Raw genomic sequence first — 24,476 nt, forward strand, 5'->3', positions numbered from 1 at the left:
TTTCAAGCTTTGTTTGCGGTTTTGCGACTGCGGCGCTTCAGCGCGGCGGGGATTTGACATTACTCCGCGCTTATTCCTGCTTCAGCGGGCAGCGAGCGGCTTTTTCACGGCCTTCAGGAGGGCGCGCTGGATGATCTCGTTGCCGGCGACGACCGAACCGTTGTCGAGCATGTCCTGACCGCCGTCCATGTCGGAGGCGAACCCTCCTGCTTCACGGATCAGCAACAGGCCGGCTGCGATGTCCCAGGGCGACAGGCCGACTTCCCAGAATCCGTCCATGCGGCCGGCGGCGACGTAAGCGAGATCGAGCGAGGCCGAACCCAGGCGCCGGACGCCGGAAACCTCGGCCATGACATTGCGTAACTCGATCAGGAAATTGCCATGCTGGCCACGCCCCAGATGCGGCACCCCGCAGCCGATGACGGTGTCGATGAGCTTGGTGCGGCCGGCGACACGCAGGCGGCGGTCGTTCATGAAGGCGCCGCCGCCGCGCTCGGTCGTATAGAGCTCGTCCATGGCCGGATTGTAGATCACGCCGGCCACGATCTGGCCCTGGCGCTCGAGCGCGATCGAGACAGCGAAAAGCGGAATGCCGTGCAGGAAATTGGTGGTGCCGTCGAGCGGATCGACGATCCAGCGGTGCTGGCTGTCATCGCCGGCGATCGTGCCGCGCTCTTCCATCAGGAAGCCGTAACCGGGCCGCGCCTTCGACAGTTCGGCAAAGACAATATCCTCGGCCTTGCGGTCGGCCTGGCTGACATAGTCGCCCGGTCCCTTCATCGAGACCTGCAGGTTCTGGACCTCGCCGAAATCGCGCGACAGCGAGCGGCCGGCCTTCATTGCGGCCTGGACCATGACGTTGAGAAGGGCTGAGCGTGCCATCGTAACTCTTCCTGCTGCACGCGCTTTAACCTTTGTCCTGATGCATGTCGGTGACCCGAAACCTGGGCCACCTCTGGGCGACATGCATCAGTCGGCGCGGCGCATATAAGTGATTTCATTGGTGTCGACGACGATGCGTTCCCCCGCGCCGATGAATGGCGGCACCAGCACGCGAATGCCGTTTTCCAGCACCGCGGGCTTGTAGGAAGAGGCCGCCGTCTGGCCCCTTACCACCGGGTCCGCTTCGGTGATGGTCAGCGTTACCTGGTCGGGGAGCGAAATGCCGATAGGCCTTTCCTCGTAGAGCTGGACCGTCACCATCATGCCGTCCTGCAGGAAAGCGGCGCGGTCTCCGACGAAGTCCTTCGCCAGCTCGAGCTGCTCGTAGCTCTCGGTGTCCATGAACACCAGGGCGTCGCCCTGCTCGTAGAGGAAGGAAAAATCCTTGAGATCGAGCCGGATCTGCTCGACCGTCTCTGCCGAACGGAAGCGCTCGTTCAGCTTTGTGCCGTTGATGAGGTTCTTCAGTTCGACCTGGTTATAGGCGCCGCCCTTGCCCGGCTTGACCGTGTTGGTCTTGACGGCCACCCACAGGCCGCCATCGTGCTCGATGACGTAGCCGGGACGGATTTCGTTGCCGTTGATCTTGGCCATGATGATGTGATCCGGGAATGAGATGTTCGCAAGACAGCGATTTCGGGCCTCCAAGACCACAAATCGCCCGAAGAGGCAAGCTGGCGCTGATCGGGTGTCCCGTGGCGGCGGCTCAATCGAAGCGCACGATGGTGCCGCGTTGCGGCGTCTTGTCCTGCGAGAAATCGAGCATGACCTCGTCGACATAGCACCAGCCCCACGTCTCGGGCGGGTCGTAGGCCTCGATGACCGGATGGCCGGTCGCCCGGTAGTGGCCGGTGGCGTGACGGTTCGGAGAACTGTCACAGCAGCCGACATGGCCACAGGTGCGGCACAGCCGCAGATGCACCCACCAGGAACCGGTCTTCAGGCACTCCTCGCAACCTTCGGCGCTTGGCGTTACCTCGAGGATGAAGCTGCCATGCGTGCATCGTTTGTCGGGCGAAGCCATTTCATTGCCTCCTTGGAGAAGCGATGCCGCGATATAAACCCTCAACCGCTCTCATCGAAACCGCGGCGACCGCTTCGGTAATGATATCGAAGACTTTTGCCAGCCGACGGATCTGCGACGACCGCATGATAGCCATCTGCATGGAAAGATCGAGGTCACTTGCCTCGACGAGCATCGCGCGATGACTTCCGCTGGATTTCCGCTGATCGCGTCAGGGCAGGCGGTTTGCCTTCTGCAGTGCCTGCTTGGTCTGGTCGTCGCTCAATCCTTGCAGGAAATCGTCCATCTCGGGGTCGATGAGGCCGGCGCGGCGGGCGACGATGTACCAGGCGCCGGCAAGCACGAGGTCCGGCTCGGTGCCGATGCCTTGCATATAGAGTTTCGCCAGGCGGTTCTGGGCGGCGACATTGCCGCCTTCGGCGGCCTGCTTCATCCAGCCGAAGGCGGATTTCAAATCACGCCCGCCGCCGCGGCCCTCGATCATCCAGGTGGCGAGGTCGAGTTGCGCGGTGTCATAGTTTTGCCGCGCGGCCTGAGCCAGCAGGCGCCGGGCCTGGGCGTCGTCGCGCGATTTGCCGCCGACGCCGTTGGCATAGATCTGTGACATCGCATACTGGGCGTCGGCGAGGCCGGTCGCCGCGGCGCGCTCGTAATAGGTCACGGCCTTGGCGATGCCGGCGTCGCCGGGGTCCTGCTGGACCAGCATCTGCGCGAAATTGAATTGTGCCAGCCGGTTGCCCGCTTCGGCGGCGGCCTGCATCAGCGCATAGGCTTCCTTTTCGTCCTTCTTGACGTAGCGGCCGTCGAGCAGCATCAGCGCATATTGGAACTGCGATTCCGGCACCCCTTGCTCGGCGGCGGCTGCGTACCATTTCGCCGCTTCGGCCGCATTGAGGGGCACGCCCAGTCCGCGCGACAGGATCTCGGCCACCAGCGTCTGCGCCGCCGGGTCGCCGTTTTGCGCCCGCACCAGCGCGAGGTTGTAGGCGGTCTTGTAGAGTCCGCGCTGGAAAGCCCCGTAGGCCGCATCCGCCGGCTTGGCGCCGAAGCGGTCGGGATTGATCGCGTCGGCCGAAGGCAATGGCGCTGGCTCGGCGGTGGTGGCGGGCTGCGGCAACTGCTTTTCGATCGGCTTGTCGGTATGCACGCCGGCATCCGGCTTAGGGTGCGGCGAAGGAATCGTTTCGGCGGCAGCGGCCTGGATCATGACCGCAGCAAGCAGGGCCTGAAGGGGAAGCCTTGCCGAAGACACGTCAGTCCTCGAAACGCGGTGCGGTTTCGTCGAGCAGCGCATTGGCCCGCGCGATCGCCGCCTTGGGATCGACGCCGTCGGCGAACACCGCACTCGACAGGGCGACGAACTCGGCGCCCGTATCTGCGACGGTTTCGATCGAAGCGAGCTCCGATCCGGCCATGACAATGCAGGGGATCTGAATCATCTGCGCCCACCATTGTCCCAGCGCCAGGTTGCGCGGATGCGGATCGGGCTTGTTGTCGTAGCCGAAGCGGCCGAAGAAAATATAGTCGGGCCTGACTTCGCCGAGTTCGAGCGCGTCATCACGCGTCTTGGCGCCGCCGGCGCCGACCATCATTTTTGCCTGGAAATGCTCGACCGTCTCGGCGAGCTCGGCCTTGGAGACCTCGACATGAATGCCGTCGGCCTGGACACGCCCGGCGATGCGCGTATCGCCGGCAATGACGACCGCGATGCCGGCCGCCTGTGCCGCCGGTACGATTTCGGCGGCGAAGGCCTGGAAGGAAGCTTCGTCCATGTCGTTCTGCGGCAGGATGAGCGAGGCGACGTCGCCGCCCTCGAAGGCCGAGACGATACGGGCGGCCGGCACGCCAGATGGCGCGATCAGCACGATGCGGCAGCGATTGGGGGGCGTTGCGTCGTTCATGGCCTTCGATCCCGGGTTTCGCCTATGCCGGGCGAAGATGGTTGGATTGCGGCATAGAGCAAAGTGCCCGCTTTGAACAGGCGGGCAGGCGGGATCGCTATTTTTGACCGCCGAAGCGCCGGCGATTGGCGTTACTCGATCGGTTGCGCACCTGCCGCGGCAGGCCTTGGCTTCCACAATGTCCAGCCGAGATTCATGCCGGCGGCCGCGATCAGGATGGCGGCGGCGCCGACGAGTTGGCTGAGATGCAGGCGATGGCCGAATGCCGTGACGTCGACCAGGATCGCAACGATCGGGTAGATGAAGGACAGCGACCCCTGCAGGTGCGTCGGCAGCTTCTGGATGGCGCCGTACATCAGGATGTACATCAGACCGGTGTGGACGATGCCGAGCGTCGCCAGCATGGCCCAGCTCCTTGCGTCGGTCGGAAGATGCGAGAGATTGGCGAAGGGCGCCAGCATCAACACGCCGACGCAGACCTGGACGAGCGCGATGAGATGCGGCGGCGTGCCCTTGAGCTTCTTGGTGACGATGGCGGCGACGGCCCAGAAGAAGGCAGCGGCCAGCGCCATGACGATGCCGGCGAAATAGTTGGTGCCGATATCGCCGGCGTCAGGGGCGGCCTCGACGATCAGCACCATGCCGGCGAAGGCGATTGCCAGCCAGGTCAATTTCGTCAGGGTCAGCCGCTCGCCGAAGAAGAGCGCGCCGAAGCCGACCAGCATGAAAGGCTGGGTATTGTAGACAGCGGTGGCGATCGAGATCGACGCGCGCGAGAATGCACTAAACAGCAGCAGCCAGTTGACGACGATAGCGGCGCCACCGAGGGCCGCGATGGCGAAAACGCGAAGCGACAGCCTGTTGCGCAACAGGCCGAGGCCGACGCAGATGAAGAGCAGCGTCACCGCGCCGAAAGCGCAGCGCCAGAACACCACATCCATGATAGGCTGGCCGGACAGGACGACGAACCATCCGATCGTTCCCAGGATCGCCATTGCGGTGGACATTTCGATCGTCCCACGTGCTGTATCGCTCACGGCAAATCTCCAGATCATTGAGCGTGCATAATCTCATGCTGATCCTGGGCTTTCCATCCAGCGAGAAAGGTGACATGCTGGTTTTGCCTATTAAAAATAGGTAAATACCCGGAAATCCTGAGAATGTGAAATGCTTGACGATCTCGACCGACGTCTCCTCGAAATCCTGGTGAGGGATGCGCGGACTTCGCTGAAGGAGCTGGCCGGCCAGGTCGGCCTGTCGTCGCCGAGCGTTTCGGAGCGGCTGCGGCGGCTCGAGGAGCGCGGCGTGATCAGGGCTTTCACCGTCGAGATAGACCCGCTGGCGCTCGGCTATACATTGCAGGCGATCGTGCGCATCAAGCCGCTGCCGGGCAAGCTGCACATCGTCCAGAAGCTGATCGAGGAGATCGCCGAATTCGGCGAATGCGACAAGGTGACGGGGGACGACTGCTTCGTCGCCAGGCTGTTCGTGCGTTCGATCGGCGACCTCGACGGCATCCTCGATCGGATCGCCGACAAGGCCGAGACCAGCACCGCCATCATCAAGGCGCAGCCGATCCGGCGGCGGCCGCCACCGCTCGGCGCATGACCGGTCCGCGTTTCTTGACTCTGCTTGGCGGTGGTGGAAATGCGTGGCGGCTCCGCCAGTCAGGCATATGAACAACTAGGAAAGAACATGGCGCAGAATGTCTATGATCAGCCGGACTTCTTCGCAGGCTACAGCCAACTCGGCCGGTCCGTCGAAGGGCTGGAGGGCGCCGCCGAATGGCCGGCGCTGCGCGCGATGCTTCCCGACGTCAGCGGCTTGCGAATCGTCGATCTCGGTTGCGGCTTCGGCTGGTTCTGCCGCTGGGCTCTTGAACACGGGGCCAAGGAGGTTCTGGGTCTCGACCTGTCGGAAAAGATGCTCGCCCGGGCGCGTGCCGCCGGCCCGGACGCCGGCATCGTCTACGAACGCGCCGATCTCGATGAACTCAGCCTGCCGCCGACGGCTTTCGATCTCGCCTACAGCTCGCTTGCCCTGCACTATGTCAGCGATGCCGCGCGGCTGTTCCAGACCGTGCACCGGTGCCTAGTCCCCGGCGGGCATTTCGTCTTCTCGACGGAGCATCCGATCTATATGGCTCCGACGCATCCCGGCTGGTCTGTCGATGCCGAAGGCCGCAAGACATGGCCCGTCGACCGGTATCTGGTGGAGGGACCGCGCAAGACGGACTGGCTGGCCAAGGGAGTTGTGAAACATCACCGCACCATCGGCACCACGCTCAACACGCTGATCCGGTGCGGCTTCACCATCGAGCATGTCGAGGAATTCCGTCCGACCGACGCGCAGATCGCGGCCAAGCCCGAACTGGCGGAAGAGCTCGAGCGGCCGATGTTCCTGCTGGTCTCGGCCCGGCGATAGGCAGAGCAGAATGGGCCGGCCTTGCTGTGGCGACGCCCACATTTGCTGTCGCTCCGCTCGGGAATCTGGGCTATTCAGGCGTTGACTCGCTTTCCCTCCAGACCAGTCCCTCCTCCATGTCAGGCCTGCTTTCCGATCCGTGGTTCTATGCGGCCGCCGTCCCGGCGGTCATTCTGGTCGGCCTGTCCAAGGGCGGATTTGGCGGCGCGGTCGGTTTCGTCGGCGTGCCGCTGATGGCGCTGACCATGCCGCCGGTGCAAGCGGCGGCCATCCTGCTGCCCATCCTATGCCTGATGGACATCGTTTCGGTATGGACATGGTGGGGCGTCTATAACAGCAAGATGCTGGTCGACATGATGCCCGGCGCGGTGATCGGTATCGGTCTCGGTTGGCTGACGGCCGCACTGGTCACCGAGGAGGCCGTGCGGCTGATCGTCGGCGCCGTCGCCATCATTTTCGTGCTGCGCTGGCTCTATCTGAAATACCGCCACGGCGCCGACCATGCGGCGCACCCCAACCGCGTCGCCGCGGCCCTCTGGGGCACGGTCGCCGGCTTCACCAGCTTCGTTGCCCATGTCGGCGGCCCGCCCTTTCAGGTCTACGCGCTGCCGATCCGGCTCGACCCGAAGGTGTTGTCCGGCACGGCGGCGATCTTCTTTGCCGCCACCAACGCGCTGAAGCTCGTTCCCTATTTCGCGCTCGGCCAGTTCGACAGCACCAATCTGACCGCGTCGGCGGTGCTGATGCCGCTGGCGCCGCTATCCACCATCGCCGGCGCCTGGCTGGTGCGCCGCATGCGTCCGGAGATCTTCTATCCCTTCACCTATGCGACGGTGGCCGTCGTCGCGGTGAAGCTTCTGTGGGACGGGATCGCCGGCCTGATGTAGCCGGGACCGTTTTCGCCTGCCTCAGGCGACGCTCGGCACCATGCGCCTTGGTCGGCCGAGCGCCAGGGTGGCGCCGGCCGCCAACACAAGCCCCATGGCGGCAAGGACCGTGAAGTCGTCGATGGTCGGCTTCAGCACCATGTCGGCGATGATGATCAGCATTACCGCATAGTCGAAGCGCGCCGCCCGCAGGATGCGCTGGCCAAAGGCAAGGGCGGCCGGCGTCACGCCATCCCTGGCGATCATCGCGCCCATATGGTCGGCGCTCGGCTTGAAGACGAACATGCCGATTGAAAAGGTGGTGGCGTAGCCGGCAAGGCCGATCAGGATCCACAGTTGCGAGAAGCCGACCCAGAACCAGCACATGACTAGCCCGAAGGCCAATGTCAGCATCGACATCGGCGCGAAGAAGCGGTTTCCCAATTCGCCCGTAGCCCGCATTGCCTGCAGCGTTCCCTGGATGTTTCCCGACCGATCGGCGAGCGTCGCCAGCACCATCAGCGCGAAACCGCCGCCGACCCATAGGGTCGCCGAAAGAATGTGCAGCAATTTAACGATGGAATACCAATCCATGGCTTTCTCCCCGGTGCCTGATGTAGCGAAGGAAGCGAGCCGTCGCCCGCCCGCCGCTTCGATGGCCAAGCGTGTATCGCCGCGCCTGTTTCGGAACGATGTCGTGAAAAAACCAGTTCTGTTTCAAGTGCCGGCTAACGTAAGGAGCCGCTGATATTGCGAGCGCGCCATCCGGTTTTCTGTTATTATGAGTGGCGTCCGGGGGCGCGACATCGTCCAGAAACAGTGCCGATGCTAGTGCGCCCGCGCCGGGAGCCCGGTGGCGAGAGCAATCGCCTGACGATCAACCCTTTCCCGAACACGGGAAAGGCAACTCGGGGGAAAGATATGCAAGGGGTAGCACGGAATTTCTTCACGCTGGCCGTTATCTATGCGCTGTGCGGCATGGCGCTCGGCCTGTACATGGCGATCAGCCAGGACCATGGCCAGATGCCGACCCACGCCCATACGATGGTCGCTGGATGGCTGATGTCGGCGGTCTTCGCCTTCTTCTATCACCTGTTTCCGGCGGTCGGACAGAAGACGGTTGCCGTCGTTCACTTCTGGCTGACCGCAATCAGCGGCATCGGCCTTTTGATCGGGCTCTACTTCCTGCTTGGCGGCAATGCCGCGATCGAACCGCTGGTGGCGGCGTCTTCGATGGGTTTCTACGCGGCCTTGCTGCTGTTTGCCTTCATTGCCTTGCCGGCGGTGTGGAAAACGGCCTGAGTCGAGGCTCGGCACATCCTTCAGGAACTGTGCTGTTACGGCACAGTGGCGCGGGGTTCGCTCAAAAAACATCGGCGCCGTTAAGGGTTCATTAAGCTTTACAGGCGTTTACTATGCGCATCCAGTGATCTGGATTCTTACCGAGTGGTTGGAGCCACTTTGTTTGACGCCTCCCTGTTAAACTCCTGAGAGCCGCCTTATCCGCGGCTCTTTTTTTGTCCGCTTTCCAGCGACACGGTCCGCACCGGATCACGTTAACCTTCTGTTAAACATGTGCTTGCCTTCACCCCGGACGAGGCGCATTTTCAAGCTTCAGTTATGTAGGGTTCCGGGTGTATCGGCAGTAAGCCGAATCGGCCGGTTGCAAGTGCAGGGGCGTATCGATGAACGAGCCTTCGAAGGGCAGCGCGAAAACCGTCAAGCTGGCGGAACGTCGGGTCTTTTCGCACTCCTTCAAACCGCTCTACCAGGAAGGCATGGGGCTAGTCGAACAGGCGGCGGAGTATCTCGACGGCAAGGGCCGGGCCGAGGCCAAGAAGCTGTCGCGGCTGGCGGCCACGCTCTATGCGGCCGAATCGATGCGGCTGACCACCAGGCTGATGCAGGTCGCCTCGTGGCTGCTTCTGCAGCGCGCCGCGAATTCCGGCGAGATGACCCGCGACCAGGTCGCATCGGAAAAGTCCAAGGTGCGCCTCGACACCGCCTCCGCCCATGACGAGGCGGCCGGCTGGGCCGAACTGCCCAAGGATTTCCTCGACCTCGTCAACCGGTCGCTGCGCCTGCAGGCACTGGTGCGCCGCATGGACGAGGAGATCTACGGCGCCGGCGCGGTGGTCGACATGCAGCCCATGAGCCGCCGGCCCAATCCGGTCTCGGACCAGATCAGCCTGCTCAACACGGCTTTCGCCCGAAACTGAACTATTCTGGAACGTTCCCGGTCAGCGCGTTACTGTTTCCGGTTTGTTCACATTTCGCTGGCATCGCTGTCTCCGGGAGATAGAGTAACCGAATGAGGGACGCGATTCGCATCATCGGTATCGATCCGGGGCTCAGGCGCACCGGCTGGGGTATTGTCGAAAGCCTCGGCAATTCGCTGCGCTTCGTCGCGTCCGGCACGGTGCGTTCCGAAGACAAGGCGGCGCTGGCGACGCGGCTGTGCCAGCTGCATGACGGGTTGACTGAAATCCTGCATACGGCCATGCCGCATGAGGCGGCCGTCGAACAGACCTTCGTCAACAAGGATGCGGTGGCGACGCTGAAGCTTGGCCAGGCGCGCGGCATCGCCATGCTGGTGCCCGCACGCGCCGGCCTGGTCGTTGCCGAATATGCACCCAATGCCGTCAAGAAGGCGGTGATCGGCGTCGGCCATGGCGACAAGAAGCAGATCCACATGATGGTAAAGGTGCTGCTGCCGAAAGCGACCTTCGACACCGAACATGCCGCCGACGCGCTCGCCATAGCCATTTGCCACGCGCATCACCGGCAAAGCGTCGCCTATCGGATGGCACTTGCCGGTTGACGATGTTCTTGACTTGTTCCCTTGTCTGTCGTAGGTAATACTTTGAGGTATTACCATGCGCGTCACCACCAAAGGCCAAGTCACGATCCCCAAACAGATAAGGGATCACCTGGGTATCCGCCCGGGCTCCGAGGTGGAATTCGTGGCCACCGATGAGGGTGCTCGGCTTGTGGCCGTCAACGAGAATCTCCCCGAGGAGGAGAAATTGCGCAGGTTCAGTAATGTCCTTGACCGGATGGAGGGGACGTTGGATCTGGGTGGCATGACGACCGACGAGTATATGGAGTGGCTGAGGGGGCCGCGTGAAGATCTCGACGTTGATTGACACAAATGTCCTGATCGACGTTTGGGGGCCGGCCGGACCGCTGACAAAATGGTCGGCGTCTGCAATCGCCTCATGCCGCCGCGACGGCGACTTGGTGGTCAATACGATCATCTGGTCTGAACTGGCGCCGCTGATCGCCTCGGAGGCAGCGCTTCGAAAAGCGGTCGACATGCTCGAGATCGATCGCGAGTTTCTGCCCTGGGATGCGGCCTTCCTTGCAGGTGTGACGCATTCCCGTTATCGCCGTGCTGGTGGAATCCGCGAACGAACCTTGCCGGACTTCTTTATTGGCGCTCATGCGACCGTTGCCGGACATCGTCTTTTGACGCGCGACGCCGCGCGTTATCGCAGTTATTTCCCGGACCTTGACATCATTTCTCCTGAAACGCACCCATGAGGGCCTATCTTCCATGAAAGATTTGGCATGATCGGCAAGCTCAAGGGTATGCTCGACGAGATCGACGAGGATCATTGCCTGGTCGACGTGCATGGCGTCGGTTACGTCGCCTACTGCTCGGCGCGGACGCTGGCCGCGCTGCCTTCGCCCGGCGAAGCGGTGGTGCTGTTCATCGAGACCTATGTGCGCGAGGACATGATCCGGCTCTACGGCTTCCAGTCGGTGCTGGAGCGCGAATGGTTCCGGCTGTTGATGAGCAATGTGCAGGGCGTCGGCGCCAAGGTGGCGCTGGCCATCCTGTCGACACTGGCGCCGGCCGACCTTGCCAACGCGATCGCGTTGCGCGACATCGCCATGGTTTCCCGGGCGCCGGGCGTCGGCAAGAAGGTGGCCGAGCGCATCGTTACCGAATTGAAGAACAAGGCGCCGGCCTATGCCGGTGCCGCGTCGGGCACGATCGGCTTGAAGCAGGAGCTCGGCGAAGGCGTGGCAGCCGCGCCGATCACAGACGCGGTCTCGGCCCTAGTCAATCTCGGCTATTCCCGCGACACCGCCGCCAATGCGGTGGCGGCGGCACTGAAGACGGCGGGCGAGGAGGCGGACGCGTCGAAGCTGATTCGCTTCGGGCTCAAGGAACTGGCGCGGTGAGCGCACGCTTGTCCGGTTCCCGGCCATATGCAAGGAAGGCGGCATGAGCCTTTCCCCCCGTCTGATCGCTCCGGAAAAACGCGGTGAGGATGCCGACCAGAGTTTGCGGCCGCAGACGCTTGACGATTTCGTCGGCCAGGCGGCGGTGCGGGCCAACCTCAAAGTGTTCATCGAGGCCGCCAAGGGGCGCAAGGAGGCGCTCGATCATGTGCTGTTCGTCGGGCCGCCAGGTCTAGGCAAGACGACGCTGGCGCAGATCATGGCGCGCGAGCTCGGCGTCAACTTCCGCTCAACCTCCGGACCGGTCATCGCCAAAGCCGGCGATCTCGCCGCACTCTTGACCAATCTCGAAGAAGGCGACGTCCTGTTCATCGACGAGATCCACAGGCTGAATCCTGCGGTGGAAGAGATCCTCTATCCGGCGATGGAGGATTTCCAGCTCGACCTGATCATCGGCGAGGGGCCGGCGGCGCGCTCGGTCAAGATCGACCTTGCCCGTTTCACCCTGGTCGCCGCCACCACGCGGCTCGGCCTGCTCACCAATCCGCTGCGCGACCGCTTCGGCATCCCGGTGCGGCTCAACTTCTACACGGTCGAGGAACTGGAGCAGATCGTGCGGCGCGGCGCACGCATCCTGCAAATGCCGCTCGGCGATGACGGCGCGCTGGAGATCGCGCGGCGCGCGCGAGGCACGCCGCGCATCGCCGGCCGGCTGTTGCGGCGCGTGCGCGATTTCGCTTCGGTCGCCGGCGATGGTCATGTGAACCGCTTGATCGCCGACGAGGCCTTGACCCGGCTGGAGGTCGACGCGCTCGGCCTCGATGCGCTCGACCGCCGGTATCTTTCGATGATCGCGCGCAATTTCGGCGGCGGGCCGGTCGGCATCGAGACGATCGCCGCCGGCCTGTCCGAGCCGCGCGATGCCATCGAGGACATCATCGAGCCCTATCTCATCCAGCAGGGTTTCATCCAGCGCACGCCGCGCGGCCGTGTGCTGACGGCCAATGCCTGGCGCCATCTCGGCCTCGACGCGCCGAAGGACCTGGCGCAACAGCAGATCAATTTGTTCCAGGAAGAATAGCGGCCCCCGGCGGCGGCGTTCGGGCCGGCGATCAAGCGTCCGTAACCGCTTTGCGGCGTGCGACCGGAGATCTCGCTGATCGATCCCGGCGGCGGCGTGGAGCAACGGCGCTCAGTGAAGCGACCGGATCACGTCCAGCACATCGGGTTCGGCCTTTTCGCCGTTGAAAGCATCGACAATGCCGAAAGCGCCGCCGTAACTCCACACCGACCAGGAGAAGCCATGCGCCTCGGCGCGCGCGATCATGTCCCGGACATAGGCGGCACGATAGCCGGCCGGCATCACATAGGGATTGTCGTATTCCTGGCGGATCATGCCGAACTCGCCCAGCGTGACGTTTTCCGGCCGGATGCGGTTGGCCTTCGCCCAGGCATCGACGGCCTTGAACGGGGCGTCCATGAGACCAAGCAGCTTGGCGTCGGTGTCCATGCTGGCTACCTGCTCGTCGAGATAGGCAAGCAGCCCGCCCTGCCGCGCCCAAGGTGCCTCGGTCTTGATCCTGGCGCGGATGGCGTCGAGCGTGACGTCGAGCTCAGCCGGCGGCACCGCGGTCAGCGGGTAGGGCAGGCCGGTCACATAGGGAATGAAATCGCCGGCCCAGGTCGCGCCCTGATGGGTAAGCAGGAACGGATCGTAGGAATGGAAGGTCCAGATGACGTTGTCGTCCGGGATCGCCATCGGATCGATTTTTTCCAGCGACGACGCCGCGGAATAGCAGGCCCCGGTCAGCACAAGCGTCAATCTCGTCGCCGAAGAACGCGCCGCGGCGAACAACCTCTGCTGGCGTTGCGGCCACAGGCTGGTGCCGTCGGCGTCGCAGTCGACGATCGGTTCGTTCATCGGTTCGAAGGCCACCTGCCCCGGATCTTCCCCGGCGAGCGTGTGCGCCATCTTGCGCACCACCTCGACATAGGCATCGAATGTCACCGGGTTGTTCATCACCTCGGCCATGCCGATCTTACGCCCACTGCCGGCGGGGATCAGATGCATGTCGACGACAACCTTCAGGCCGGCGCGGTTGATCATGCGGACAGAGTCCAGCACGCTGGCATAGAGATCCTCGCGCAAGGCCATCGTATTTTCGGAAAGGAAGGGCGAAGGATCGACCGGCATGCGCAGGAAATCGAAGCCTGCATGCTTCAAAGCCTCGAGATCGTCGTCCTTGAGAAATTTGCGCCATTCCGGGTAGGGCAGGATGGCCTTGGCGTTGCCCCATTGGTCTTCGCCCGGCCAGGTCACCCACTGGTCGAGATTGAGCCCGCGCTTCATGGAGAAGGTCGCGGCCTGGCTCGGCCCGGCCAGAGCCATCACGACGAACAGAGCCATCACCACGAACAGCGCCGTCACCAAGGTCTTGATCATCGCCGTCAACAGTGCCATCCGATGCCATGTCACGCGCGGCACAGGTGCCTTGCCGCGACTGAAAAAGGAAGCGCAATGGACGATCATGGTGAATCCGCGACCTTGCTGGCGGGGATTTCCGGTGCGCTGACGGCGTTCGGCCATCGGCTGATGGCGCGGGTCTATTATGCCGACACCGATTTCTCCGGCGTCGTCTACCACGCCCGCTATCTCGAATTCCTCGAGCGCGGCCGCTCCGACTATCTGAGGCTGAGCGGCGTCCACCACACCGAACTTGCCGATGGAAAGCATGGCCAAAGAATAGTCTGGGTGGTGCGTCGCATGGAGATCGACTTCCGCATCCCGGCCCGCATGGACGACATCCTGACGATCGACACCCGGACCGAGGAAATCTCCGGCGCGCGCATCTTCATGGCCCAGCAGCTCAAGCGCGGCGACGAGGTGCTGGTCGAGGCCAGGGTGGAGGCGGCGATCATCGGCGAGAATGGCCGGCCACGCCGCTTCCCCAGGGAGTGGATAGCAGCGTTCATACCCAAGGCGGGCTAAAAGGCCGACGTCGTTGGTATCGCCGGCGCCGGCTTGAAGCGCGGCAATGCGCCGCGTCTGGTGGACTAACCCATCCTTAACCATAACGGTTCATGAAGAGATTGGTGAAGATTGGCGCTATCCAGCGCCTTCCTTTCACCAACATTTGCCCCGAAAAGGCCGCGAAAGGCACGTTTTGGGGTTGTTCCGGTAGCTTCGCGCGAACCGACCACAAGGGATGCCAGGGGCCAGCCGCCAGCTTCGCCCGGAAATCTTAAGGACGTTACGATGGAAAATATCGCACTCGCCGAACCGGGCGCGCAATTGTCGATTTGGGCGCTGTTCATGCAGGCCAGCTGGGTGGTCAAGCTGGTCATGATCGGGCTGCTCTGCGCCTCGGTCTGGACCTGGGCGATTATCGTCGACAAGCTCGTATCCTATGCCCGCATGCGGCTGGCGCTGAACCGGTTCGAGCAGGTGTTCTGGTCGGGGCAGTCGCTGGAGGAGCTTTACCGAACGTTGGCCGACCGCAAGACATCGGGCATGGGCGCCATCTTCGTTGCTGCCATGCGCGAGTGGAAGAAGAGTTTCGAAAAAGGCGCCAAGACGCCGCTCGGCTTGCAAACCCGCATCGATAAGGCGATGGACCTGGCGCTGACCCGCGAGATGGAGAAGCTCGAAGGCCGCCTCGGCTTCCTCGCAACCACGGGCTCGGCGGCCCCGTTCATCGGCCTGTTCGGCACCGTCATTGGCATCATGACGTCGTTCCAGGCGATCGCCGGCTCCAAGAACACCAGCCTGTCGGTGGTCGCGCCCGGCATCGCCGAGGCGCTGCTGGCGACCGCCATCGGCCTGCTCGCCGCCATTCCGGCCGTCATCGCCTACAACAAGCTGTCATCGGATGCGAGCAAGATCGCGGTGCGCATGGAAGGGTTCTCCGACGAGTTCTCCGCCATACTCTCGCGCCAAATCGATGAAAAAGTAGCGCCGAAGGCCTGAGGAGTAAGCCGATGGGAATGTCCGTAGGCATGGCTGGACGCGGCGGACGCGGCCACAGGCGGCGCGGCCGCCATCATGGCCTCATCGCCGAAATCAACGTTACGCCGATGGTCGACGTGATGCTGGTGCTGTTGATCATCTTCATGGTCGCCGCGCCGCTTTTGACGGTCGGCGTGCCGATCGATCTGCCGGATACGCAGGCCAAGGCGATGAATGCCGACACCCAGCCGATCACCGTTTCGATCAATGCCGCCGGCCAGATCTATCTCCAGGAAACCGAAATCCCGATCGAGGAATTGGTGGCGAAGCTGCAGGCGATCTCGAAGACCGGTTATGACGAGCGCATCTTCATCCGCGGCGACAAGTCCACCGACTACGGCACGGCGATGAAGGTGATGGCCCGCATTTCGGCCGCCGGCTACAAGAATATCGGCCTGGTTTCACTGCAGGAACAGGATCAATAGACCCACTATGAGGACCGGCCTCACCACATCGGTGATCATGCATGCGGCGCTGATTGGCTTCGGCCTGTTCACGCTGTCGGCACCGGCCGCGCTTCCGTCGGCCGACGTCGAGTCGGTCGCTGTCGACATCGTGCCGATCGAAGCCACTGCCCAGGTGCTGCAGGGCGACAAGAAATCGGTGGTGCATGAAAAGCCGGCGCCCTTGCCCACGCAGCGTCCCGATGTGGTGCCGGATGCGCAGAAGGTCGGCGAGAACAGCGTCGATGCCGACAAGCCGATAACGCCCGAGGCCAAGCCGAAGCCGGTCGACATGACGTCGGCTCCGGCGCCGGCGCCAACGCCGATCGAAAAGCCGAAGACCGAGGACGTGCCGAAGCCGCAGGAAAAGCCCAAGCCGACGCCGGCCACGGAAGTGGCTCCCGCGCCGCAGCCCAAGGAAGAGGTCAAGCCCGAGCCGGTCAAGCAGACCGAGCCGAAGCCGGCGCCGGCCAAGGAGCCGACGCCCGCACCGCCACAGGACAAGACCGCGGCCATCGAGCCGACGCCCGAGGTGAAGCCGGACGCGGTCGCCCAGGCGATCGCCAAGGACCAGCCTGACGATGCCCAACTGCCGGACTCCGCGCCCGCGCCTCAGGCGCGGCCGAAGCCGCAGCCGGCACAGGCCGAAAGCGCCAAGGCGCCGGAGCGCAAGGACGCCGACAAACCGGTCAAGGAGGCTTCATCCAAGCCGAAATCGGAGGACAAGCAGTTCAATTCCGATGAGATCTCGGCCCTGCTGGACAAGCAGAAGCCCTCCGGCGGCGGCGCCAAGCGTTCGACACAGCAGGCTTCGCTCGGCGGCGAGAAGGACCAGGGCCAGAAGCTGTCGAGATCAGAACTGGGCGCCCTGTCGGATCAGCTTGGCGGTTGCTGGACATTGCCGGCGGGGCTGGAGGGCTCGGAGAACTTCGTCGCCGTGGTCATGTTCAACCTCGACCCCTCGGGCAAGCTGGATGGCCGGCCCACCGTCGAGAAATCGAGCGGGAATCGCCAATTCGATGAAAGCGCCGTGCGTGCGGTTCAGAAATGCAACATGGCCGGCCTTCAGGTTCCGGCGGGCAAACAGGACATCTGGGCCCAGGTCCGTGTCACTTTCGATCCGAGGGAAATGCTTGGCCTTTGAGGCCTGCCCTGCAGAATCAGTGAAGAGAAGCGAGAAGACATGAAATTCATCCTCAAGCCGCTCCTGATGGTCGCGACAATAGCGCTGGGCTCGATGGCCGGCGCCGTCATGCCTGCGTGGGCGCTCGTCGAGATCAACGTCAACAAGGGCAATGTCGAGCCGCTGCCGATCGCCATCACCGATTTCCAGTCGGGCGATGGGCTTGGCGCGCAGATTTCCGGCATCGTCACCGCCGACCTGAAGCGCTCGGGCCTGTTCGCACCGATCGACAAAAGCGCCTTCATCGAGAAGATCGCCAATCCTGACGCAGCGCCTCGCTTCGACGACTGGAAGGTGATCAATGCCCAGGCTCTGGTCACCGGCAGCGTCAGCAAGGAGGCCGACGGGCGCATCCGCGCGCAGTATCGGCTGTGGGACACGTTCGCGGGACAGCAGATGTCGGGCGAACAATTCTTCGCCAACGACGCCAATCAACGACGCGTCGCTCACATCATCGCCGACGCCATCTACGAGCGGCTGACCGGCGAGAAGGGCTATTTCGACACGCGCGTCGTTTTCATCGACGAGTCCGGCGCCAAGAATGCGCGCAAGAAGCGCCTCGCCATCATGGACCAGGACGGCGCCAATGTGCGCTATCTCTCGGACGGCAGGGCGATCGTCTTGACGCCGCGCTTCTCGCCGAACCGGCAGGAAATCACCTACATGTCCTATGAGAGCGGCCAGCCGCGGGTGTATCTCCTGCAGATCGAGACCGGCCAGCGCGAACTGGTCGGCAATTTTCCGGGCATGACGTTTGCGCCGCGCTTTTCGCCGGATGGCCAGAAGGTGATCATGAGCCTGCTGCGCGACGACGGCAATTCCAACATCTTCGCCATGGACCTCAGGAGCCGCTCGACGACCCGGCTCACCAACTCGACCGCCATCGACACTTCGCCTTCCTATTCGCCCGACGGCAGCAAGGTGGTGTTCACCTCCGACCGCGGCGGACGCGCGCAGATCTATGTGATGGGCGCCGACGGTTCGGGCCAGACCCGCATCTCCTTCGGGGACGGGGTCTATTCGACGCCGGTGTGGTCGCCGCGCGGCGATCTCATCGCCTTCACCAAGCAGACCGGCGGCGAATTCCAGATCGGCGTTATGAAGACCGACGGTTCGGGCGAGCGCATCCTGTCATCCGGCTTCCAGCAGGAAGGACCGACCTGGGCGCCGAACGGCCGCGTGCTGATGTTCTTCCGCGATTCCGCCGGCGGCCCGAAACTGGTTTCTGTCGATCTCACCGGCCGCAACGAGCAGTCGATCCCGACCGCGAACTTTGCCTCCGATCCGGCCTGGTCGCCGCTGCTGGAGTGAGAGGAATTGGAGAAATGAAGAAATGAAGAATTGAGGGATGGAGAGAGAAGCGGGCTACATCAAGCGCGCGAAGGATTTGGATGTCTATAGGCATGCTTATGGGGTTTCCCTCGACGTCCACAAGGCCACGCTTGTTTTTCCGAAAATGGAACAATACGCGTTGGCTGACCAAATGCGCCGATCCAGCAAGGCGATCTGTGCCAATCTGGCTGAAGGATTTGCCAAACAGACCCATTCCAGGCCCGAATTTGCGCGTTTCATTTCGATGGCCATGGGATCATGCAGCGAAGTAGAGACGTGGATTTCGTATGCGTTCGACCTTGGCTACATCACCCACGCGCAGCGCGATGAATGGCTTCAATCCTATGTCCATATCTATGGAATGCTGGTGAATCTCAGGAAGAAGTTGAAATGACCCTTTTCCTCAATTCCTCAATTCCTCAATTCCTCAATTCCTCAATTCCTCAATTCCTCAATTCCTCATTTCTTCAATTCCTCAATTCTCCATTTCCACCTCTTTGTCGCGTTTTAGCCGCATTTCCGCCTACGGTCCGCGCTCAATGTCGCCCTTGGTCAAGCGTTGGGCGCAATGGCTGCGGACGGCAGCCTAAACCAAATTTTAACCGTGTTTCTTGAATGCCGGTTAACCCAAACGTGGTTACTGGGTGATCAACGAAATCACTCGAATGCGAAGGAGAGGCGGCATGAGCCGTATCGCAGCACTTACCAGAAATCCCGTCATGATCGCGCTGGTGGCGATGCTCGCCATTGCCGGTTGCGCTTCGAAGAAGACGCCCAACAGCGCCGCCGATCTCGGCCTCAACGGCGCCGGTGCCGCAACGCCCGGATCGGCGCAGGACTTCACCGTCAATATCGGCGACCGCATCTTCTTCGACACGGACTCCTCCTCGATCCGCGCCGACGCCCAGACGACGCTGTCGCGCCAGGCGCAGTGGCTGAACCAGTACAAGCAGTATGCGATCGTCGTTGAAGGCCATGCCGACGAACGCGGCACGCGCGAATACAATTTGGCGCTCGGTGCCCGCCGCGCCGCCGCCACGCGCGACTTCCTGGTCTCCAAGGGCGTCTCCGCCAACCGCCTGAAGACCATTTCCTACGGCAAGGAACGGCCGGTCGCGGTTTGCGACGACATCTCCTGCTGGTCACAGAACCGCCGCGCGGTCACCACGCTCAGCGGCGCCGGTTCCTGACATTTTTCGCGCGTCGAGCGACGCGCGAAAAACACGACGACAAAAATGCAACACAGGTGTGCGAAAGGCGGCTGAAAGGCCGCCTTTTTCATGTTTGGTCCCTTCAAACAAAATTTGGCCGAAGTCTCGCGTCCTGCTATGAGCCGAGGGCGCTTGGCTGGTCCCATACCGATTGGAAGGCGCGAACAAGCTAACGACACGGCGAGAGGCATATGCATTTGAGATCAGTTCTGAGCGGCACGCTTGCGCTGCTTCTCCTTTCAGGCGTCACCGCGATGGCGGGTGGCTTAGGGACTGATGGCACGGGACAGCCAGCCGACAGCGGCTTCTCGTTCCATCTGCCCAGCATCGAGTTGCCTGGCGTTTTCAGCGAAAAGAAGAAGTCGGACCAGGTTCAGTTCGCGCAGCAGTCGACTGGCACAGGCGCCACCGGGCTCGAGGACCAACTGCGCCAGATGAACGGCAAGATCGAGGAACTGAACTTCCAGATCCTGCAAATGCAGGAGCAGATCCGCAAACAGCAGGAAGACAACGAGTTCCGCTTCCAGCAGCTCGAAGGCGGTACGCAGGGTGCGCAGCAGCCGGCCGGGCAGAAGAAGTCACAGGCCGCGCCCGCCGACAGCGATGACAGCGTGGCCGAGGCGCCGGCCACGCAACCGCCCGCGGAGGCCGACAATCGGGCAGCGGCCGGCCAGTCGGCTGGCGGCGGCCAGAGCGTCGAGGACGTCATCGTCGAATCCTCTGACGGTGATCCGGGCAAGGTGATCCCCGGAACGGGAGCGCCCGAAAAGACCTTCGGCAGCATCACCGTCGACAAGAACGGCAATGTGGTCGATGCCGGCGGCAGCACGCAGGCGACCCCACCGGCGCAGGATGTCGCTCCAGCCACCGGCGCTCCGGCCAAGAGCGGCAAGTCCGACGGCACGGTGGTTGCGGCGCTGCCTTCCACGAACGATCCCGAGGAGCTCTACCGCAACTCCTACCAGTTCATCCTTTCGGGCGACTACGGCACCGCTGAACAGGGTTTTCGCGACCACATCGCGCGTTTTCCCCGTGACGCGAAAACGGCGGATGCGCACTATTGGCTGGGCGAATCGCTGCTTGGCCAGCAGAAATATCGCGATGCCGCGGAGGTCTTCCTCGCCGCCAGCAAGGACTATCCCAAGGCCAAGAAGGCCCCCGACATGCTGCTGAAGCTCGGCGTGTCGCTGGTCGGCCTGAAGCAGCACGACGTGGCCTGCGCCACCTTCAGCGAGGTCGGCAAGCGCTACCCCGACATTTCCAACACGCTCAAGGAGCGCGTGAAGCAGGAAAAGGCCCTGGCGGCGTGCTAGCCCTTCTCCTGCCTGCCGTTGCCTTGCCCTCGGAGCCGTGTTCGGGCGACATGCATTGATGCTCGACACCGAGCCTGATCTTTCGAAAGACCTTTTTTCGCACATCGACTTTACCAGCGGCGCCGTTGCGGCCGTATCCGGCGGCAGCGACTCGACCGCCCTACTTCTCCTTCTCAAACGACATCTCGACCGAACCGCGCCGTCCGCGAAGCTGCTGGCGGTGACGATCGACCACGGTTTGCGGCAGGGCGCGGCGGCCGAAGCGGAAGCGGTGGCCAGGCTTTGCGCCGCGCACGCCATCGCGCACCGCATCGTCGCCTGGTCCGGACGCAAGCCGTCGACCGGGCTGCCGGCCGCCGCGCGGGAGGCGCGTTACCGGCTGCTGGCCGAGACGGCGCGGGCGGAAGGCCTCGGCCTGATCGTGACCGGTCATACAGCGGACGACCAGGCCGAGACGGTGCTGATGCGGCTAGTCCGAGGCAAGGGCGCCCGCGAGGAAGGGCGCGGCCTTGCCGGCATGGCGCCGGTCACCTTGCACGACTGGCACGAATGGATCGTGCGGCCGCTCCTTGGCATTCGGCGCGCGGCTTTGCGCAACTTCCTGCGGCGCGAGCATGTCGGCTGGGCCGAGGACCCGACCAATGCCGACGCGGCCTTCGAGCGACCGCGCATGCGCGCGGCACTGGCCGGCGCTGACGGTGCGCAGCGCATCGATGACGCATTGACGCTGGCGGCGCGCGAGAGCGAGGCGCGCAGCCGGCTTGGCATCCGCGCCGCGGATTTAATCGCGCGCTTCGCCAGCCAGGCGGCGCCGGGTCTTGTCCGCCTCGATCCGACCCTGCTTTCGGCCGGCGACGATCCGGCGGCCGTCTATGCGCTGCGCATCCTCCTCGCCATAAGCGGGGGCGTTGCGTTTCTGCCGGACCAGGCGCGATGCGAGGCGCTGTTCGGTAGGCTGAAGGCTGGATTTCTTTGCGCCACATTGTCGCGGACGGTGGTCGATTCCAGGCGCGCCGGCATCTTTCTGCGCCGCGAGACGCGAGGCTTGCCGCCTGTAGTCGCGGCCACCGGCGGGCTGCTCTGGGACGGCCGCCGGAACATCACGTTGGACGACGGCGGCAGTGCATTGTTGATCGCGCCGTTCGGGGCAGCGGCGGCGAAGCGTCTGGCAATCGCGGAAGGCGAGACGCCGCGCAGCCTCGTGCGCGCCGCGCTGGCCTGCGAGCCGGCATCGCGGCAAGCCGTTGAAAACCCTGGCCTGCCTCAGGGTGGGCAGGCGTCGCCGGGGTTCACGGCACAGGCCGTCGTGGCCCCCTTTGTCCGTTTCCTGCCGTCCTTCGACCTGGCGCCGGCGCGGGTCGTCGCCGAATTGATCGGCGCACCGTTGCCTCCCGCCCTGCCTTTCAAGCGGCCATAGCGCCGGTCGGTCATGGGCGAAAGCTTAACCCACACGTGCTGTTCTGCTTGGCAAGGGGGGGCGCTCTCCCTATGTTAGGCTCAAGTTTCCTCTCACGACGCGTGTCCGCGTGGACGCCAACGGGACAATTGATGAATCCGAACTATCGCAACCTCGCGCTCTGGGCGATCATAGCGGTCCTGCTCATCGCCCTCTTCAATCTGTTCCAGACGCCGCAGACGCGTGGGGCTTCGAGCGATGTACCTTATTCGCAGTTCCTGCAGGATGTCGCGGCGGGCCGGGTCAAGACGGTGACCATCGCCGGCGCCCGCATCTCCGGCACCTACACCGACAATTCGAGCGGCTTCCAGACCTATTCGCCCGGCGATCCGTCGCTGGTCTCGCGGCTGCAGGACAAGAACGTCACCATCAATGCGCGGCCGGAGACCGACGGTTCAAACTCGCTGTTCGGGTACCTGATCTCGTGGCTGCCGATGATCCTGATCCTCGGCGTATGGATATTCTTCATGCGCCAGATGCAGTCCGGCTCCGGTCGTGCCATGGGCTTCGGCAAGTCGAAGGCCAAGCTTCTGACCGAGGCGCATGGCCGCGTCACCTTCCAGGACGTCGCCGGCGTCGACGAGGCCAAGGAAGACCTGGAGGAGATCGTCGAGTTCCTGCGCGATCCGCAGAAATTCCAGCGGCTCGGCGGCAAGATCCCGCGCGGCGTGCTCTTGGTCGGCCCTCCGGGAACCGGCAAGACGCTGCTCGCCCGCTCGGTCGCCGGCGAGGCAAACGTGCCGTTCTTCACCATTTCGGGTTCGGACTTCGTCGAGATGTTCGTCGGCGTCGGCGCCAGCCGCGTGCGCGACATGTTCGACCAGGCCAAGAAGAACGCGCCCTGCATCATCTTCATCGACGAAATCGACGCGGTCGGCCGTCACCGCGGCGCGGGTCTCGGCGGCGGTAATGATGAGCGCGAGCAGACGCTGAATCAGCTGCTGGTCGAGATGGACGGCTTCGAGTCCAACGAAAGCATCATCCTGATCGCCGCCACCAACCGGCCCGACGTGCTCGACCCGGCGCTGCTGAGGCCCGGCCGTTTCGACCGCCAGGTGGTGGTGCCGAACCCCGACATCGTCGGACGCGAGAAGATCCTGAAAGTGCATGTGCGCAACGTGCCGCTGGCGCCCAATGTCGACCTCAAGGTCGTCTCCCGCGGCACGCCGGGCTTCTCCGGCGCCGATCTGATGAACCTCGTCAACGAGGCCGCCCTGATGGCGGCGCGGCGTAACAAGCGCCTCGTGACCATGGCCGAGTTCGAGGACGCCAAGGACAAGATCATGATGGGCGCCGAGCGCCGCTCCTCGGCCATGACCCAGGCCGAGAAGGAGTTGACCGCCTATCACGAGGCCGGTCACGCCATACTGGCGCTCAACGTGCCGTCGGCCGATCCGCTGCACAAGGCGACAATCATTCCGCGCGGCCGCGCGCTCGGCATGGTCATGCAGTTGCCGGAAGGCGACCGCTATTCGATGAGCTACAAGTACATGATCTCACGGCTTGCCATCATGATGGGCGGCCGCGTCGCCGAGGAGTTCAAGTTCGGCAAGGAGAACATCACGTCGGGCGCTTCCTCCGATATCGAGCAAGCGACCAAGCTGGCGCGCGCCATGGTCACGCGCTGGGGCTTTTCCGACAAGCTCGGCCATGTCGCTTATGGCGACAACCAGGAGGAAGTGTTCCTCGGCCATTCGGTGGCGCGCACGCAGAACATCTCGGAAGAAACCGCGCAGATCATCGACGCCGAGGTGCGGCGCCTGATCGACGAGGCCTATTCGACCGCGAGGTCGGTGCTGACCAAGAAGAAGAAGGAATGGATCGCGCTGGCGCAGGGCCTGCTCGAATACGAGACGCTGTCGGGCGACGAGATCAAGCAGCTGATCGCCGGCGAGAAGCCCGCGCGCGATCTCGGCGACGACACGCCGCCGAGCCGTGGTTCGGCCGTGCCGAAGTCGGGCCGCCGCAAAAAGGGTCCCGAGCCCGAGGGCGGCATGGAACCGCAGCCGTCGAGCTGAACTCGGCCAAGAACAAATTGAGAAACGCCGCGGTTCGACCGCGGCGTTTTTGTTTGGGGCAGGCTGCTGAGTTTCTCCGTGGCCTGCGCCTGCAAGGTTGGCTAGGCGATTGGCGGAAGCCGGCGTGGCAGCAGCCAATCTTCCCACTTTGTGGAAGATGACGGGC

At 63.5% G+C, this 24,476-nt stretch carries 29 protein-coding genes; 20 read left to right on the forward strand and 9 right to left on the reverse strand.

The window, feature by feature from the left end; genetic code table 11:
* Positions 1 to 81 precede the first annotated feature (81 nt).
* The 7 genes from FJ946_RS27555 to FJ946_RS27580 all read right to left on the reverse strand — a co-directional run bounded on the left by FJ946_RS27555 (position 82) and on the right by FJ946_RS27580 (position 4,904).
* Entirely contained in the window at positions 82 to 882 is an 801-nt protein-coding gene (locus tag FJ946_RS27555; RefSeq protein ID WP_140493170.1) for an inositol monophosphatase family protein, read from the reverse strand.
* An 87-nt stretch (positions 883 to 969) separates the two neighbouring features.
* The gene (efp, locus tag FJ946_RS27560; RefSeq protein WP_140493174.1) at positions 970 to 1,536 is read right to left on the reverse strand and encodes an elongation factor P; all 567 of its coding nucleotides are present in this window, start codon (positions 1,534 to 1,536) and stop codon (positions 970 to 972) included.
* A 112-nt stretch (positions 1,537 to 1,648) separates the two neighbouring features.
* A complete protein-coding gene (locus FJ946_RS27565) occupies positions 1,649 to 1,966 on the reverse strand; it encodes a UBP-type zinc finger domain-containing protein (protein ID WP_140525042.1) in 318 nt (105 codons plus the stop codon).
* Between the two features lies 1 nt (position 1,967).
* Complete coding sequence (locus tag FJ946_RS30890; RefSeq protein ID WP_181165380.1) at positions 1,968 to 2,141, reverse strand: hypothetical protein; 174 nt, start codon at positions 2,139 to 2,141, stop codon at positions 1,968 to 1,970.
* A 36-nt stretch (positions 2,142 to 2,177) separates the two neighbouring features.
* A complete protein-coding gene (locus FJ946_RS27570; RefSeq protein WP_140517548.1) occupies positions 2,178 to 3,218 on the reverse strand; it encodes a tetratricopeptide repeat protein in 1,041 nt (346 codons plus the stop codon).
* Position 3,219: 1 nt separating this feature from the next.
* Positions 3,220 to 3,867: a thiamine phosphate synthase gene (locus FJ946_RS27575; protein WP_140566831.1), complete on the reverse strand. Its 648-nt coding sequence runs from the start codon at positions 3,865 to 3,867 to the stop codon at positions 3,220 to 3,222.
* A gap of 131 nt (positions 3,868 to 3,998) precedes the next feature.
* On the reverse strand, positions 3,999 to 4,904 hold the full coding sequence (locus tag FJ946_RS27580) for a DMT family transporter (protein WP_140566833.1): 906 nt from the start codon (positions 4,902 to 4,904) through the stop codon (positions 3,999 to 4,001).
* A gap of 130 nt (positions 4,905 to 5,034) precedes the next feature.
* Between FJ946_RS27580 and FJ946_RS27585 the strand changes: the two genes are divergently transcribed.
* The 3 genes from FJ946_RS27585 (at position 5,035) to FJ946_RS27595 (ending at position 7,178) form a co-directional block, all read left to right on the forward strand.
* Positions 5,035 to 5,475, forward strand: a complete 441-nt coding sequence (locus FJ946_RS27585; RefSeq protein ID WP_140566836.1) for an Lrp/AsnC family transcriptional regulator — start codon at positions 5,035 to 5,037, stop codon at positions 5,473 to 5,475.
* A gap of 87 nt (positions 5,476 to 5,562) precedes the next feature.
* Positions 5,563 to 6,291: a class I SAM-dependent methyltransferase gene (locus FJ946_RS27590; protein WP_140517552.1), complete on the forward strand. Its 729-nt coding sequence runs from the start codon at positions 5,563 to 5,565 to the stop codon at positions 6,289 to 6,291.
* 116 nt (positions 6,292 to 6,407) lie between these two features.
* On the forward strand, positions 6,408 to 7,178 hold the full coding sequence (locus FJ946_RS27595; protein ID WP_140566839.1) for a sulfite exporter TauE/SafE family protein: 771 nt from the start codon (positions 6,408 to 6,410) through the stop codon (positions 7,176 to 7,178).
* 21 nt (positions 7,179 to 7,199) lie between these two features.
* Here the strand turns inward: FJ946_RS27595 and FJ946_RS27600 are convergent, their stop codons facing one another.
* The gene (locus FJ946_RS27600) at positions 7,200 to 7,751 is read right to left on the reverse strand and encodes a DUF2269 family protein (protein ID WP_140566841.1); all 552 of its coding nucleotides are present in this window, start codon (positions 7,749 to 7,751) and stop codon (positions 7,200 to 7,202) included.
* 327 nt (positions 7,752 to 8,078) lie between these two features.
* Between FJ946_RS27600 and FJ946_RS27605 the strand changes: the two genes are divergently transcribed.
* The 7 genes from FJ946_RS27605 to ruvB all read left to right on the forward strand — a co-directional run bounded on the left by FJ946_RS27605 (position 8,079) and on the right by ruvB (position 12,429).
* Positions 8,079 to 8,459: a cbb3-type cytochrome c oxidase subunit I gene (locus FJ946_RS27605; protein WP_140550847.1), complete on the forward strand. Its 381-nt coding sequence runs from the start codon at positions 8,079 to 8,081 to the stop codon at positions 8,457 to 8,459.
* A 383-nt stretch (positions 8,460 to 8,842) separates the two neighbouring features.
* Entirely contained in the window at positions 8,843 to 9,376 is a 534-nt protein-coding gene (locus tag FJ946_RS27610; RefSeq protein WP_140493205.1) for a DUF1465 family protein, read from the forward strand.
* 92 nt (positions 9,377 to 9,468) lie between these two features.
* Positions 9,469 to 9,978: a crossover junction endodeoxyribonuclease RuvC gene (gene ruvC / locus FJ946_RS27615; RefSeq protein ID WP_140493208.1), complete on the forward strand. Its 510-nt coding sequence runs from the start codon at positions 9,469 to 9,471 to the stop codon at positions 9,976 to 9,978.
* Between the two features lie 55 nt (positions 9,979 to 10,033).
* Positions 10,034 to 10,303, forward strand: a complete 270-nt coding sequence (locus FJ946_RS27620; protein ID WP_140493211.1) for an AbrB/MazE/SpoVT family DNA-binding domain-containing protein — start codon at positions 10,034 to 10,036, stop codon at positions 10,301 to 10,303.
* Entirely contained in the window at positions 10,281 to 10,700 is a 420-nt protein-coding gene (locus FJ946_RS27625; RefSeq protein WP_140493214.1) for a type II toxin-antitoxin system VapC family toxin, read from the forward strand. The genes FJ946_RS27620 and FJ946_RS27625 overlap by 23 nt, the downstream gene beginning before the upstream one ends.
* Before the next feature lie 27 nt (positions 10,701 to 10,727).
* Complete coding sequence (gene ruvA / locus FJ946_RS27630; RefSeq protein ID WP_140566844.1) at positions 10,728 to 11,348, forward strand: Holliday junction branch migration protein RuvA; 621 nt, start codon at positions 10,728 to 10,730, stop codon at positions 11,346 to 11,348.
* 43 nt (positions 11,349 to 11,391) lie between these two features.
* Complete coding sequence (ruvB, locus tag FJ946_RS27635) at positions 11,392 to 12,429, forward strand: Holliday junction branch migration DNA helicase RuvB (protein ID WP_140493220.1); 1,038 nt, start codon at positions 11,392 to 11,394, stop codon at positions 12,427 to 12,429.
* Positions 12,430 to 12,540: 111 nt separating this feature from the next.
* Here the strand turns inward: ruvB and FJ946_RS27640 are convergent, their stop codons facing one another.
* Entirely contained in the window at positions 12,541 to 13,809 is a 1,269-nt protein-coding gene (locus FJ946_RS27640) for a cellulase family glycosylhydrolase (protein ID WP_140566847.1), read from the reverse strand.
* Positions 13,810 to 13,866: 57 nt separating this feature from the next.
* Between FJ946_RS27640 and ybgC the strand changes: the two genes are divergently transcribed.
* From ybgC to ftsH, 10 genes are all read left to right on the forward strand, one after another.
* On the forward strand, positions 13,867 to 14,337 hold the full coding sequence (gene ybgC, locus FJ946_RS27645; RefSeq protein WP_140566850.1) for a tol-pal system-associated acyl-CoA thioesterase: 471 nt from the start codon (positions 13,867 to 13,869) through the stop codon (positions 14,335 to 14,337).
* 267 nt (positions 14,338 to 14,604) lie between these two features.
* Positions 14,605 to 15,315: a protein TolQ gene (gene tolQ, locus FJ946_RS27650; protein WP_140493236.1), complete on the forward strand. Its 711-nt coding sequence runs from the start codon at positions 14,605 to 14,607 to the stop codon at positions 15,313 to 15,315.
* 11 nt (positions 15,316 to 15,326) lie between these two features.
* A complete protein-coding gene (gene tolR, locus FJ946_RS27655) occupies positions 15,327 to 15,779 on the forward strand; it encodes a protein TolR (RefSeq protein WP_140493239.1) in 453 nt (150 codons plus the stop codon).
* Positions 15,780 to 15,786: 7 nt separating this feature from the next.
* Positions 15,787 to 16,941 (forward strand): energy transducer TonB, encoded by a 1,155-nt coding sequence (locus tag FJ946_RS27660; protein ID WP_140566853.1) that lies wholly within the window; start codon positions 15,787 to 15,789, stop codon positions 16,939 to 16,941.
* Between the two features lie 39 nt (positions 16,942 to 16,980).
* Positions 16,981 to 18,291, forward strand: a complete 1,311-nt coding sequence (gene tolB / locus FJ946_RS27665; RefSeq protein ID WP_140566857.1) for a Tol-Pal system beta propeller repeat protein TolB — start codon at positions 16,981 to 16,983, stop codon at positions 18,289 to 18,291.
* Between the two features lie 37 nt (positions 18,292 to 18,328).
* Positions 18,329 to 18,706, forward strand: a complete 378-nt coding sequence (locus tag FJ946_RS27670; protein ID WP_140554922.1) for a four helix bundle protein — start codon at positions 18,329 to 18,331, stop codon at positions 18,704 to 18,706.
* Positions 18,707 to 18,995: 289 nt separating this feature from the next.
* Complete coding sequence (gene pal / locus FJ946_RS27675; protein ID WP_140493251.1) at positions 18,996 to 19,502, forward strand: peptidoglycan-associated lipoprotein Pal; 507 nt, start codon at positions 18,996 to 18,998, stop codon at positions 19,500 to 19,502.
* A 212-nt stretch (positions 19,503 to 19,714) separates the two neighbouring features.
* Positions 19,715 to 20,836, forward strand: coding sequence for a tol-pal system protein YbgF (ybgF, locus tag FJ946_RS27680; RefSeq protein ID WP_140566860.1), 1,122 nt, complete (start codon positions 19,715 to 19,717; stop codon positions 20,834 to 20,836).
* Positions 20,837 to 20,894: 58 nt separating this feature from the next.
* Positions 20,895 to 22,253, forward strand: coding sequence for a tRNA lysidine(34) synthetase TilS (gene tilS / locus FJ946_RS27685; protein WP_140566863.1), 1,359 nt, complete (start codon positions 20,895 to 20,897; stop codon positions 22,251 to 22,253).
* A 131-nt stretch (positions 22,254 to 22,384) separates the two neighbouring features.
* Positions 22,385 to 24,310 carry an ATP-dependent zinc metalloprotease FtsH gene (gene ftsH / locus FJ946_RS27690; RefSeq protein ID WP_140493260.1) on the forward strand — a complete coding sequence of 642 codons (1,926 nt, stop codon included), beginning with the start codon at positions 22,385 to 22,387 and terminating at the stop codon, positions 24,308 to 24,310.
* The last annotated feature ends 166 nt before the right edge of the window (positions 24,311 to 24,476 follow it).

Source organism: Mesorhizobium sp. B2-4-7 (genome assembly GCF_006442685.1).
In the GTDB taxonomy this organism is placed as follows: Bacteria; Pseudomonadota; Alphaproteobacteria; order Rhizobiales; family Rhizobiaceae; genus Mesorhizobium.

Excerpts from the sequence above, each read along its gene's own strand:
- FJ946_RS27575 (WP_140566831.1), bottom strand. The coding sequence starts at position 3,867 with ATGAACGACGCAACGCCCCCCAATCGCTGCCGCATCGTGCTGATCGCG.
- FJ946_RS27600 (WP_140566841.1), bottom strand. The coding sequence starts at position 7,751 with ATGGATTGGTATTCCATCGTTAAATTGCTGCACATTCTTTCGGCGACC.
- ruvA (WP_140566844.1), top strand. The coding sequence starts at position 10,728 with ATGATCGGCAAGCTCAAGGGTATGCTCGACGAGATCGACGAGGATCAT.
- FJ946_RS27605 (WP_140550847.1), top strand. The coding sequence starts at position 8,079 with ATGCAAGGGGTAGCACGGAATTTCTTCACGCTGGCCGTTATCTATGCG.
- FJ946_RS27565 (WP_140525042.1), bottom strand. The coding sequence starts at position 1,966 with ATGGCTTCGCCCGACAAACGATGCACGCATGGCAGCTTCATCCTCGAG.
- ybgF (WP_140566860.1), top strand. The coding sequence starts at position 19,715 with ATGCATTTGAGATCAGTTCTGAGCGGCACGCTTGCGCTGCTTCTCCTT.
- ftsH (WP_140493260.1), top strand. The coding sequence starts at position 22,385 with ATGAATCCGAACTATCGCAACCTCGCGCTCTGGGCGATCATAGCGGTC.
- FJ946_RS27585 (WP_140566836.1), top strand. The coding sequence starts at position 5,035 with ATGCTTGACGATCTCGACCGACGTCTCCTCGAAATCCTGGTGAGGGAT.
- FJ946_RS27595 (WP_140566839.1), top strand. The coding sequence starts at position 6,408 with ATGTCAGGCCTGCTTTCCGATCCGTGGTTCTATGCGGCCGCCGTCCCG.
- FJ946_RS27555 (WP_140493170.1), bottom strand. The coding sequence starts at position 882 with ATGGCACGCTCAGCCCTTCTCAACGTCATGGTCCAGGCCGCAATGAAG.
- FJ946_RS27590 (WP_140517552.1), top strand. The coding sequence starts at position 5,563 with ATGGCGCAGAATGTCTATGATCAGCCGGACTTCTTCGCAGGCTACAGC.
- FJ946_RS27670 (WP_140554922.1), top strand. The coding sequence starts at position 18,329 with ATGGAGAGAGAAGCGGGCTACATCAAGCGCGCGAAGGATTTGGATGTC.
- tolQ (WP_140493236.1), top strand. The coding sequence starts at position 14,605 with ATGGAAAATATCGCACTCGCCGAACCGGGCGCGCAATTGTCGATTTGG.
- FJ946_RS27620 (WP_140493211.1), top strand. The coding sequence starts at position 10,034 with ATGCGCGTCACCACCAAAGGCCAAGTCACGATCCCCAAACAGATAAGG.
- tolR (WP_140493239.1), top strand. The coding sequence starts at position 15,327 with ATGGGAATGTCCGTAGGCATGGCTGGACGCGGCGGACGCGGCCACAGG.
- ruvC (WP_140493208.1), top strand. The coding sequence starts at position 9,469 with ATGAGGGACGCGATTCGCATCATCGGTATCGATCCGGGGCTCAGGCGC.
- FJ946_RS27610 (WP_140493205.1), top strand. The coding sequence starts at position 8,843 with ATGAACGAGCCTTCGAAGGGCAGCGCGAAAACCGTCAAGCTGGCGGAA.
- FJ946_RS27640 (WP_140566847.1), bottom strand. The coding sequence starts at position 13,809 with ATGGCACTGTTGACGGCGATGATCAAGACCTTGGTGACGGCGCTGTTC.
- tilS (WP_140566863.1), top strand. The coding sequence starts at position 20,895 with ATGCTCGACACCGAGCCTGATCTTTCGAAAGACCTTTTTTCGCACATC.
- ruvB (WP_140493220.1), top strand. The coding sequence starts at position 11,392 with ATGAGCCTTTCCCCCCGTCTGATCGCTCCGGAAAAACGCGGTGAGGAT.
- FJ946_RS27660 (WP_140566853.1), top strand. The coding sequence starts at position 15,787 with ATGAGGACCGGCCTCACCACATCGGTGATCATGCATGCGGCGCTGATT.
- FJ946_RS30890 (WP_181165380.1), bottom strand. The coding sequence starts at position 2,141 with ATGCTCGTCGAGGCAAGTGACCTCGATCTTTCCATGCAGATGGCTATC.
- tolB (WP_140566857.1), top strand. The coding sequence starts at position 16,981 with ATGAAATTCATCCTCAAGCCGCTCCTGATGGTCGCGACAATAGCGCTG.
- ybgC (WP_140566850.1), top strand. The coding sequence starts at position 13,867 with ATGGACGATCATGGTGAATCCGCGACCTTGCTGGCGGGGATTTCCGGT.
- efp (WP_140493174.1), bottom strand. The coding sequence starts at position 1,536 with ATGGCCAAGATCAACGGCAACGAAATCCGTCCCGGCTACGTCATCGAG.
- pal (WP_140493251.1), top strand. The coding sequence starts at position 18,996 with ATGAGCCGTATCGCAGCACTTACCAGAAATCCCGTCATGATCGCGCTG.